Consider the following 10,447-nt stretch of genomic DNA (forward strand, 5'->3'; position numbering starts at 1 on the left):
TCTCACCCCCCGCCCACCATGCTTATCTCCCCTGGTGCGCACCGCCCCAACCCCTCTGACGATCTCACTGCTCGACCGCTTCGCCCTCATCATGGCGATGCTGGCCGAAATCGTCGTCAACCAAGGCCACGCGCAACACCTTCCGGGGTCCAGGATCATCGCCATCTGGCAGCGCCTCACCAGCATCGCCGCCCGCTTCGCCCGCGCTGTCCTGCGCGGCCCCACCCCAAGCCGGAAGCGCCTCACGCCCGCCAAACCCAACCTCGCCAAGCGCCCATCCCTGCCGGATGGTTTCGGCTGGCTCCCCCGCGTCTTCCCCGGCACCCACGACATGCCCGCCGCCGTCACCTACCCCGCTCAGCAACTGCGCGATCTGCTCGCCGACCCCACCATGGCAGAACTGATCGAAACCAACCCCGCTATCGGCCGCATCCTCCGCCCCTTGTTCGAAGCCCTCGGCATCGAACGCCCCACCATCCTCGCCATCCCCCAGCCAACCGCGCGCGAACCCGCGCACCACGAACCCGAACCCCCGCCCGCCACGCCGCCCAGCGTCCCTCATACCGCCTGGCTGACCGCCTGGCTGACCGCCTGGATGCCGGGAACCTCCGAGAACCACGACGGACGAACATCAAGCGACACCGAGCCCGCCGCCCCACTACAGCTATTTTATTGCTAATTCGAAACAAACTAACGGCCATAACGTCATTTTTTGGGCATGGATTTTGGGCGAGGAAGTTTCTGGCTGGATTAGCCGACCAGCGTAGTGCAAAAAATTCAGAAGTTTTGGTACGTCGGCCTATCTGGCGAGAAGGCCGCGGTCGTCATCTCTCCAAAAATGACTAAGAAAGACGCTTACCATTGCGAACAGCGAGCTGAACAAAAACGTAAGTTGAAAGTAAAATAAAAATAAAAGCGTAAACGTACTGAGCTCTATAATGGAAATTATTTTCAGTGATCACAAATGAAAGTGGTATTAAAGTAAATGGTACTATGCAGGCAATCTTAAAATAAAACATACCAATTGGTGTTAATTGATAGCGCGGCCCGAGTATGCCCCACGGTCTTACAATTCTATTCGGGTCCTTACTGAAAATAATCGACAGCATACGAAACATGATAACCTCGGAATTGTTTATTAAGGAAACAGGACGAAAAACGCACGACGACCGAGTGAGATTGATGCAAGACAAAACTATCATGGTGTTCGCCGACGACGCGCAATAACCCGCCCAAATGCAATCGGGCCATCCCTGGCCCAAGCCGCTAAAACCGCCGCGAACCCAGAGGGCCAAAAGTTTTTTGCTTCTTTTTTCCCAAAAAAGAAGACCTTCCCTCACTTCCTCCCCCGATTATCCCGACCGCATTGTTTTACATCTGGCGGGTTCTGATTCCACCGAGGCATCCCTATGTGATGCCGCAGTGAAGTGGAGGATGCCATGCTGGACCAGCCGAGCAAGCTGAAATTGAGTGACCCGACCTTGCTGCGTGAGGATAATTTGATTGGCGGCAAGTGGGTGGGGGCGGATGATGGGGCGACGATCGAGATTTTGAATCCGGCGACGGGTGCGCTGGTCGGCCGGGTTCCGGCGATGGGCGCGGCGGAGACGCGGCGGGCGATTGTGGCGGCGGATGCGGCGCTTGCGGGTTGGCGGGGAATGCTGGCCAAGGAGCGTGCCAGGATTTTACGCAAATTGTTCGATCTGATGATGGCAAATCAGGACGATCTGGCCGTGATCATGACGGCGGAGCAGGGCAAGCCGCTGGCGGAGTCCAAGGGCGAGATCGCGTATGCGGCCGGGTTCATCGAGTGGTTCGGTGAGGAGGCCAAGCGGATTTATGGCGATACGATTCCGGAAAATGCCAAGGGGCGCCGGATCATCGTGCAGAAGCAGCCGATCGGCGTGTTTGCCGCGATCACGCCGTGGAATTTTCCCGCCGCGATGATCACGCGCAAGGCCGGGCCGGGCTGGGCGGCGGGGTGTACCGGCGTGATCCGGCCGGCGAGTCAGACGCCGTTTTCGGCTCTGGCGCTGGGGGTTCTGGCCGAGCGTGCCGGCATGCCGCCGGGCGTCTGCAATGTGATCACCGGCCCGTCCGGGCCGATCGGCGGTGAATTGACCGCCAACCCGCTGGTGCGCAAGCTGAGCTTTACCGGCAGCACTGGGGTGGGTGCCAAGTTGCTGGCGCAATGCGCGCCGACGGTGAAGAAGACCTCGATGGAGTTGGGCGGCAATGCGCCGTTCATCGTGTTCGATGATGCCGATCTGGATGCGGCGGTGAAGGGCGCGATCGATTCAAAATTCCGCAATGCCGGGCAGACCTGTGTGTGCGCCAATCGTTTGCTGGTGCAGGACGGCGTGTTCGATGCGTTCGCCGCGAAACTGAAAATCGCCGTCGAGGCGTTGAAGGTCGGCAACGGGATGGATGAGGGTGTCACCCAGGGGCCATTGATCAACCGCGCGGCGGTCGAGAAGGTCGAGGAGCATATCGCCGATGCCGTGAAGCACGGCGCGCGCGTGGTGACCGGCGGCAAACCGCATCCGATGGGCGGGCTGTTCTTCGAGCCGACCGTGCTGGCGGATGTGCCGCGCGCGGCGTTGATTTTCCGCGAGGAAACATTCGGGCCGGTGGCGCCGCTGTTCCGGTTCAAGACCGAGGACGAGGCGGTGGCGATGGCGAACGACACCGAGTTCGGCCTCGCGAGTTACTTCTATGCGCGCGACGTCGGGCGGATTTTCCGCGTGGCGGAGGCGCTGGAGTACGGCATCGTCGGCATCAACGAGGGCTTGATTTCGACCGAGGTGGCGCCGTTCGGGGGCGTGAAATCCTCCGGCCTGGGGCGCGAGGGCTCGAAATACGGGATCGAGGATTATCTGGAAATCAAATATCTGGCGATAGGGGGCATTGGCTCATGAGTGGCATTGAAACGATGGGTAGCGAAGCGACGGGTCCGCGCATGCGGGTGACATTGACGGTAAACGGCGCGGATCACGACATCCAGCTCGATCCGCGCACCACGCTGCTCGATGCGCTGCGCGAACATCTGGGCCTCACCGGCACCAAGGTCGGCTGCAACCACGGCACCTGCGGCGCGTGCACCGTGCACATCGATGGCCGGCGGCAGTTGTCGTGCCTGATGCTGGCGGCGGCGGCGGCGGGTTCGGCGATCACCACGATCGAGGGTCTGGCGGGCGCCGATGGTGCGCCGCACCCAATGCAGGCGGCGTTCGTGGCACACGATGCGTTGCAGTGCGGCTATTGCACGCCGGGGCAGATCATGTCGGCGGTGGCCTGCGTGGCGGAGGGTCATGCGGGTTCGGATGACGAGATCCGCGAATATATGTCCGGCAATTTGTGCCGCTGTGCGGCCTATCCGAACATCGTTGCGGCGGTGCGCGAAGTTGCGGGTTCGACCATGGCGGAGGCTGCCTGATGCGCCCGTTTCTATACAGCCGTGCGACGTCGCTGGAGCAGGCGATGAGCGAGGCGGCGCAGAGCCACGCCGCGATCATGGCCGGCGGCACCACGCTGGTCGATTTGATGCGTGGCGATCTCACAGGGGCCGAGCACGTGATCGATATCGGTCATCTGCCCGGCCTGGCCAAGGTTGAGCTGGATGGCCCGGTGCTGCGGTTCGGCGCGCTGGCGCGGATGGCGGATGTGGCGGAGCTGCCGTTTCTGAAACAGAATTATCCAGCACTCGTCGAGAGTTTGCAGCTCGCCGCCTCGCAGCAGATCCGCAACGCGGCGACTTTGGGCGGCAATTTGTTGCAGCGGACGCGCTGCGTTTATTTCCGCGACGGTGTGTCCGACTGCAACAAGCGCGTGCCCGGCTCGGGTTGTACGGCGCTGGATGGCGAAGACCGCGAGATGGCTCTGTTCGGCGCCTCCGACCGGTGTGTGGCGACCTATCCGGGCGATTGGGGAACCGCGCTGGCGGCGTTCGATACCAGCATCGAGATCAGCTCGGCCTCGGGCACCAAGACCGTGAAATTTGCCGATTTTCACGTGGCCTATGGTGATGATCCCGCGCGCGAGAGCATTTTGCAGCCGGGCGAGATCGTGACCGCGATTCTGGTGCAGGCGACACCGGCGGGACGGCATTCGACCTATGTGAAAGTGCGCGACCGGCAGAGCTACGCCTATGCGGTGACATCGGCCGCGGTCGCGTTGGAGTTGGATGGTGATCGGGTCACCGCCGCGCGGGTGTCGCTCGGTGGCGTTGCGAGCAAGCCGTGGCGCGCGCCGGCGGCCGAGGCGGCGCTGGTCGGCCAGGTGCTGAACCAGGCGGTGGCGCTGGAAGCGGGCAGGGCAGCGTTCGCCGATGCCAAGGCGTTGCGGCACAACGGATTCAAGATCGATCTGGGGGCGCGCACGGTGGCGCGGGCCGCCATGGTCGCGAAAGGAAAGCACTGATCATGGATATCAATATGGGTAACGGCGGAATCGGTGTGCCGGTGGTGCGCCGCGATGCGATGGCCAAGGTACTTGGCGTGGCACAATACGCAGCCGATTTTCCGCACGACAATACTGCCTACGCGGCGCTGACGCTGAGCAAGGTGGCGCGCGGGCGGATCAGCCGGCTCGACACCGCGGCGGCCGAGGCGGTTGCCGGGGTACGGATGGTGCTGACCCATCGCAGCCTGAACGAGAGCCTCGGTGACGAGACTTTCGTGATGAAGGGCGGGCATATGCAGTCCTCGTTCCTGCCGCTCACCTCCGATGAGATCCATTACGCCGGGCAGATCGTGTCGCTGACGATCGCTGATACGTTGGAGGCGGCGGAGGAAGCGGCGCGGCTGGTCGCGATCGATTACGCGAGCGAGCCGGCTTCGGCATCGATGGACGATGCCGGGCTGACCGAGGAGCCAGCCGATAGCGGTATCGATGTCGGTGACGCCGAGGCAGCGTTCGCGGCGGCCGAGGTCAAGGTGGACGCAACGTATGTAACGCCGGCGCAGCATCACAACCCGATTGAACTCTACGCCGCCTCGGCCGCCTGGCAGGACGGCAAATTGCTGATCAACCTGCCGAGCCAATGGGTGATGGGCACGCGCGCAGGGCTCGCCAAGGTGTTCGGCATCCCGATCGAGGATGTGCATGTGGAAAGCCCGTATGTCGGCGGGGCGTTCGGGGCCAAGGCGTCGATCCTGCCGCATGTCGTGCTGGTGGCAATGGCAGCCCGGCGGTTGGGCCGGCCGGTGAAGCTGGTGGTGCCGCGCGAGGCGGGCTTCACGGTCGGCAGTTTCCGCCCGGCCGCGCGCAGCCGGGTGCGGCTGGCGGCGACGCCGCAGGGCAAGCTGACCGCGGTGATGCATGACGAGGTCGGCCAGAGCGCGGTGATCGACCATGTCGCGTTTGCGGGCATGGAGGCGACCTCGAAAATGTATGCCTCGCCGAATATCCGCATGCGCGCGGCAACCGTTGCGACCGATGTGAATTCACCCGGTTTCATGCGCGCACCGGCCGAGGCGCCGAGCTTCTTTGGCTTCGAGAGCGCGATGGACGAGCTTGCCGTCGCGCTCGGGATCGGCCCCGTCGAACTGCGCATCATGAACGAACCGGCGCGCGATCCGGTGAGCGGGCTGCCGTGGAGCAGCCGGTCGCTGGTGGAATGCTACCGGCGCGGTGCCGCGCTGTTCGGCTGGAGCGATCGTAACCCCAAGCCCGGTTCGATGGTCGCCGCGGATGGCACATTGATCGGGTACGGCTGCGCGACCGCCACCTATCCTTCGGCGATGGCGCCATCCTCGGCGCGGGTGCGGCTTTCGGCCGATGGCTCGTGCGTGGTGTATTGCGCCGCGCATGATGTCGGCACCGGCGCCTACACCGTGCTCGGCCAGGTGGCGGCGGATGTGCTGGGCGTGCCGGATGAGCTTGTCACGGTCGAGATGGGGCATAGCCGGCATCCCTCCGGCCCGGTTTCGGGTGGTTCGATCACCACGGGCTCGGCCGGTTCGGCGGTGCATATGGCCGCACGCGCGGTGCGCGAACGCCTGTTCGCGACGGTTGCGGCCGGGCAGGATCGTTCAAAGATGACGCTCGCGGATCGGCACGTCGTGCTGCCTGATGGGTCTCGCCGGGCGATCAGCGATATCATCGGCGGCTTGCCGGGCGGCGTGATCGAGGAGCATGCCGACTGGAAACCGACCGATATGGACGACAAGACGATGCAGCAGGGCTTGGCCGGCGGCATGGCGTTTGCCGGGCCGGTGGGTGAGACGCATGTGTCGTTCTCGTTCGGCGCGCAGTTTGCCGAGGTGCGGATCGATCCGCTGCTGCGCACCATCCGAGTGGCGCGCATGGTGGGCGTGTTTGCCTGCGGGCGGATCATCAACCCGCGGACGGCACGCAGCAATCTGATGGGCGGCATGATCTGGGGGGCGAGTTCGGCACTGCTCGAAGAATCGCAGATCGACCGGGCGCGCGGGCGTTTCGCCAATACCGATCTGGCGTCGTATCATTTCGCGGCGAACGCGGATGTCGGCGAGGTGGTGGTGGAGATGCTCGATGAGCACGATAGCGTCGTGAACGCGATCGGCACCAAGGCGGTCGGCGAGGTTGGGATTGTCGGCATGCCGGCGGCGATTGCGAATGCGGTCTACCACGCCACAGGTGTGCGGGTGCGCAAGACGCCGATTCTAATGGAGGATTTGCTGTAAGGGAAGAAAGGAGGGGAAGCGCTTCTTTTTTGTAAAAAAGAAGCAAAAAACTTTTATTTGTCTTGGTCTGTGCTTACGAAAACGCCCGTGCACCAAATTAAAGAAAGTTTTTTGCTGCTTTTTTACAAAAAAGCAGTGCTTCCTTCTCCGTGCGCGTGTACGCTCCGACGTTGCGATCCGTTCGCGTTTTCGTTACTGATATGACGTGATGACGGTTTGCGCAGGCTCGGTTTGACATGGTGATCCGCGACGGTCGGCAGTTGCTGGGGCGGATACCATTGTTTGCGCCGTTTCGCCCGGACGATCTCGATGCGTTGTTCGGCTGCGCGTATGAGCGGGTGATGCGCGCCGGCGAAACGCTGTTCCAGCGCGGGGACCCCGGCGTGTCGATGATGGCAATTCTGGCCGGCGAGGTGCGGATTCTGCTGCCGAGCGAGGGCGGTCAGGATCAGGTGTTGAACGTGCTGACCCAGGGCGCGGTGTTCGGCGAGATTGCCCTGTTCGACGGTAAATCCCGCAGTGCCGATGCGGTTGCGGTGACCAATGGCCGGCTGCTGGTGATCGAACGCGCGGCAACGCTGCGGCTGATGGAGCAGGACAGCGGCTTCGCGCACCGGGTGGTGGAAATCATCTGCGCCCGGCTGCGCGCCACGATCGCGCAACTCGACTCGATGGTGTTCCAGGACGTCAATCAGCGATTAATCATGTATTTGTTGCGCCGCCACGACGAGCGGGGGCTTGCGCGGATCGATATCACGCAGAGCGCGCTGGGCCGCGTGGTCGGGTCGGCGCGCGAGACGGTGAACCGGCGGTTGCGGGACCTCGAGATGCAGGGGCTCATCGCCTTATCTCCAGGGCGGATCACCATTCTCGATCGTGCCCAGCTGGCGGGACTGGTATCATCGATCTCGCCGGTGGCGTGATCATCCGAGCGGGCTTTGGGCGAGGAAAACTGGCAGATCGTGGACGATGAGCGGATAGGCCGCGATAGCGAAGCCCGCGATCATGACGATGGCGACCATGAAGGGCAGGGCCGGCGCCACGTTTGAGGCGATTTCGCGGAGTCTGGAAGGTTTTGCGGGCGCGGTGGGGGACGATGGGGCCTGATCGGCCGTTCGAATCGTTACAACAGGGGTCGCTGAGGGTGCGGCGCGAACAAGGTGGCGATAATGGTTGTACATGATGGATACCTTTCGGGTGAAGGGCGATTGTGTCGCCGTCCAGGTTTCCATAGCAATTTCATGTCGGAGCTTCTGTGATTGGCATCACATAACTCGTTTCGTGCACGCCATGAGTCGGTTACGCGAGAAGGTCCTGCATATCGGTCGCGTGATCTTCCTCGTCCTGCAGGATGATTTCGAGCATCGCGGTGGTCTGCGGGTCGGAATCCTGAAAATGGTTGATCAGGTCTGTGTAGTATTCGACGACCGATTGTTCGGCCCTGAGGTTCTGGGCGATCATGCCGTCGAAATCGGCGTTGTAATCCATCGCCAGGCCGGACATCAGGCCTTTGGGTTGGAAATCTGGCACGCCGCCGAGTTGCTCAATCCGTTCGGCCACCATCCGCGTGTGCTTGCGCTCGTCGTTCGCTTGTTCCTGGAACTCGAAACCGACCCGTTCTTCACGCAGGCCGCGAGCGGAGACCGACATCATGGTGTAGCGCCACACGCAGACGATCTCGATGGTCAGCGCTGTTTGCAGCAAGGCGATCGTGGCGGCAGCCTGCGGCGCACGCGGCCGCGCGGCAAGAAACCCCTGCGCGCTCGAACGCAACGCCGCGACATCGCGGAGAAACAGATTGTCGGTGGACACCAGGGTATCGGCCATCGGCTTAGACTTTCAGGGCGGAGTTCGTGTGACGCCGCTCACAATATAGACGCTTCACCGCGTCAGGCAATGGAAGCCCGCGCGGCCTTGAGTGAAGACGATGGTCAGGTTACATCGGACGTGCGACGCCGCTGGATGGGTGACCGAGCGGTTTAAGGTAGCGGTCTTGAAAACCGCCGAACGTGAAAGCGTTCCGTGGGTTCGAATCCCACCCCATCCGCCATTTTCATGTCCGGGCGGCCCGCGAGAGCGTCGCAACCGGCGCCCCTAGCCGCTTAACCGCAGCCGTCCGATCGGCCATCGGCATGGCGACGCTGAGCTGATCATGCGAGGAATTTGGCGTCGCCGGCATGTCTGCAGACGATTAGATCAAACGGTCAGACTGTGCCTCAACACCTGCAAGTCCGCACAATCTTGCATCCGGAGCCGCGCTCGGCCAACCTTGATCTTGATCGATACCGCAGGTGGGGCGCGGCCTCCAGCCGGTGCTGGCCTGGCCGACGGATCGGGCATCACCCGCGGACAGCGGCGTCTCGGACATGACAGCCAAGCTGCTGACCGGCCCGATGGCCTTGGGTTCGATGCTGCCGCGACTCAAACGTCTCAGAGCAACAATCGCCGATCCGTTGGTCAAGCCGCTGGTGGTTCCTCAGCGATAGAGGCGGGATACGAAAGTGGCGAGAGCGAGGGCAGGGCCGAACGGGATGGCTGACGCTGGCGGCCACTTGGTGGTGGTGCGCGCCGCGATCGCAATGGCGAGGCCGAGCAGAGCGGCGGCCGTGATCAGGTCTGGCAGAGCGGCGAGCCCGACCCAGGCGCCGGCGGCGGCCAATAGCTTTGCATCGCCGGCGCCGAGACCTTCGCGGCCGCGCAGGGTGCGATAGATCAGGGCGATCGCCCGAAAGCTAAGGTAGCCAGCGATGGCGCCGAGCGCGTGTGAAGCCAGTGCGGCCGGGGTGAGCCACCAGGTGAAGCAGAGCCCGGCCACGATCAGCGGCAAGGTCAGGACATCGGGCAGGATCAGGTGTTTGGCATCGATCCAGGCGAGGGTGAGCAAGGTCCAGCCTAGGGCGCAGGCGGCCCAGAGATCGGGTTGGCTGTTAGTGGCGCTGATCGCCCAGAGGGCGATCGCGATGGCGGCGAGTTCGACGGCGAGATGCTCGCGCGCGATCGGGGCGCCGCAGCGGCGGCAGCGGCCGCGCAACACCGCGAAGCTGACCAGAGGAATGAGATCGCGCGCGGCGAGGGGGGCGTTGCAATGGTCGCATGACGAACGGGCGAGGCCGACCGGACGATGAGCGGGGAGGCGGCGGATCATGACGCCCGCGACGCTGCCGGCGAAGGGTGCGACGATGAGGGGGGGCAGCCAGAACATCAGTCGGTCCTACGGTTCGCTGCGCGCAATCCGCGCGCGTTCGAGGGTGTTGAAACCAGATGCCTGGATTTCGATGGCATGGGCACGCCGCGCTGGCGGACACCTATCGTGGCGCGGTGGATCGGCCTGAGGCGAACAGGGCGCGCGCGGCATTGAGGACCTTGATCTGGTAGGCATGATTGAGCGGCGCGGTATGGGAATGGTAATCGCCGACGGCCTGCATCAGATGCTCATCGTCCTGTGCCAGATAGGTGCGCAGGATGGCGCCGGCGGCGGCGATGTTGAAGCATGGCCGGGTGGTGAGGCGCGTTTTGACGAGGCTGGCCGGCAGGCCGGTATAGCGCGACAAAGCCGGCAGCCAGATGGTGTTCACCTGCATGACACCGAGGTCGTCCGAACCATTGACGTTGTGATTGATACTGCCGTTTATACCGCCTTCGACGACTGCTATCGAGGGGAGCACGCGCGGCGGCAGATGATAGATCCGTGCCTATCCGGTTGACTCAGACACCCACTAGGGCTAGTGGCCCCCGCCATGGCGGCCATTGACATTCACCAGCGTGACGAACTGGCTTTCCCC

General features: G+C 63.3%; 11 protein-coding genes and 1 tRNA gene. 7 read left to right on the forward strand and 5 right to left on the reverse strand.

Going from position 1 to position 10,447, the window contains the following annotated elements; translation table 11 throughout:
* The 6 genes from B7X49_RS15665 to B7X49_RS15690 all read left to right on the forward strand — a co-directional run.
* Window positions 1–679, forward strand: a 679-nt coding sequence (locus B7X49_RS15665; protein WP_286840129.1) for a hypothetical protein, incomplete at its 5' end; no start/stop codon positions are given.
* A gap of 760 nt (window positions 680–1,439) precedes the next feature.
* Entirely contained in the window at window positions 1,440–2,918 is a 1,479-nt protein-coding gene (locus B7X49_RS15670; RefSeq protein ID WP_286703097.1) for an NAD-dependent succinate-semialdehyde dehydrogenase, read from the forward strand.
* Complete coding sequence (locus B7X49_RS15675; protein WP_245594096.1) at window positions 2,915–3,436, forward strand: (2Fe-2S)-binding protein; 522 nt, start codon at window positions 2,915–2,917, stop codon at window positions 3,434–3,436. Before B7X49_RS15670 ends, B7X49_RS15675 begins: the two co-directional genes overlap by 4 nt.
* Entirely contained in the window at window positions 3,436–4,419 is a 984-nt protein-coding gene (locus tag B7X49_RS15680) for a xanthine dehydrogenase family protein subunit M (protein ID WP_286703098.1), read from the forward strand. The genes B7X49_RS15675 and B7X49_RS15680 overlap by 1 nt, the downstream gene beginning before the upstream one ends.
* 2 nt (window positions 4,420–4,421) lie before the next feature.
* Window positions 4,422–6,665, forward strand: coding sequence for a xanthine dehydrogenase family protein molybdopterin-binding subunit (locus tag B7X49_RS15685; protein ID WP_286703099.1), 2,244 nt, complete (start codon window positions 4,422–4,424; stop codon window positions 6,663–6,665).
* Between the two features lie 236 nt (window positions 6,666–6,901).
* Window positions 6,902–7,588 carry a Crp/Fnr family transcriptional regulator gene (locus B7X49_RS15690; protein ID WP_286703100.1) on the forward strand — a complete coding sequence of 229 codons (687 nt, stop codon included), beginning with the start codon at window positions 6,902–6,904 and terminating at the stop codon, window positions 7,586–7,588.
* Here B7X49_RS15690 and B7X49_RS15695 read toward each other — a convergent pair whose 3' ends face one another.
* Window positions 7,589–7,897 carry a hypothetical protein gene (locus B7X49_RS15695; protein WP_286703101.1) on the reverse strand — a complete coding sequence of 103 codons (309 nt, stop codon included), beginning with the start codon at window positions 7,895–7,897 and terminating at the stop codon, window positions 7,589–7,591. It lies immediately after the preceding gene.
* 67 nt (window positions 7,898–7,964) lie between these two features.
* Entirely contained in the window at window positions 7,965–8,492 is a 528-nt protein-coding gene (locus tag B7X49_RS15700; protein ID WP_286703102.1) for a ferritin-like domain-containing protein, read from the reverse strand.
* Between the two features lie 133 nt (window positions 8,493–8,625).
* Here B7X49_RS15700 and B7X49_RS15705 point away from each other — a divergent pair.
* Window positions 8,626–8,715 (forward strand) — tRNA-Ser (locus B7X49_RS15705).
* Window positions 8,716–8,718: 3 nt separating this feature from the next.
* Here B7X49_RS15705 and B7X49_RS15710 read toward each other — a convergent pair.
* From B7X49_RS15710 to B7X49_RS15720, 3 genes are all read right to left on the reverse strand, one after another.
* Window positions 8,719–8,844 (reverse strand): hypothetical protein, encoded by a 126-nt coding sequence (locus tag B7X49_RS15710; protein WP_286840133.1) that lies wholly within the window; start codon window positions 8,842–8,844, stop codon window positions 8,719–8,721.
* Between the two features lie 297 nt (window positions 8,845–9,141).
* Window positions 9,142–9,867 (reverse strand): A24 family peptidase, encoded by a 726-nt coding sequence (locus tag B7X49_RS15715; RefSeq protein ID WP_286703104.1) that lies wholly within the window; start codon window positions 9,865–9,867, stop codon window positions 9,142–9,144.
* A gap of 103 nt (window positions 9,868–9,970) precedes the next feature.
* Window positions 9,971–10,351 carry a lytic transglycosylase domain-containing protein gene (locus B7X49_RS15720; protein WP_286840135.1) on the reverse strand — a complete coding sequence of 127 codons (381 nt, stop codon included), beginning with the start codon at window positions 10,349–10,351 and terminating at the stop codon, window positions 9,971–9,973.
* Window positions 10,352–10,447: the final 96 nt, after the last annotated feature.

The sequence above is a fragment of the Acidiphilium sp. 34-64-41 genome, from assembly GCF_002282635.1.
In the GTDB taxonomy this organism is placed as follows: domain Bacteria; phylum Pseudomonadota; class Alphaproteobacteria; order Acetobacterales; family Acetobacteraceae; genus Acidiphilium; species Acidiphilium rubrum.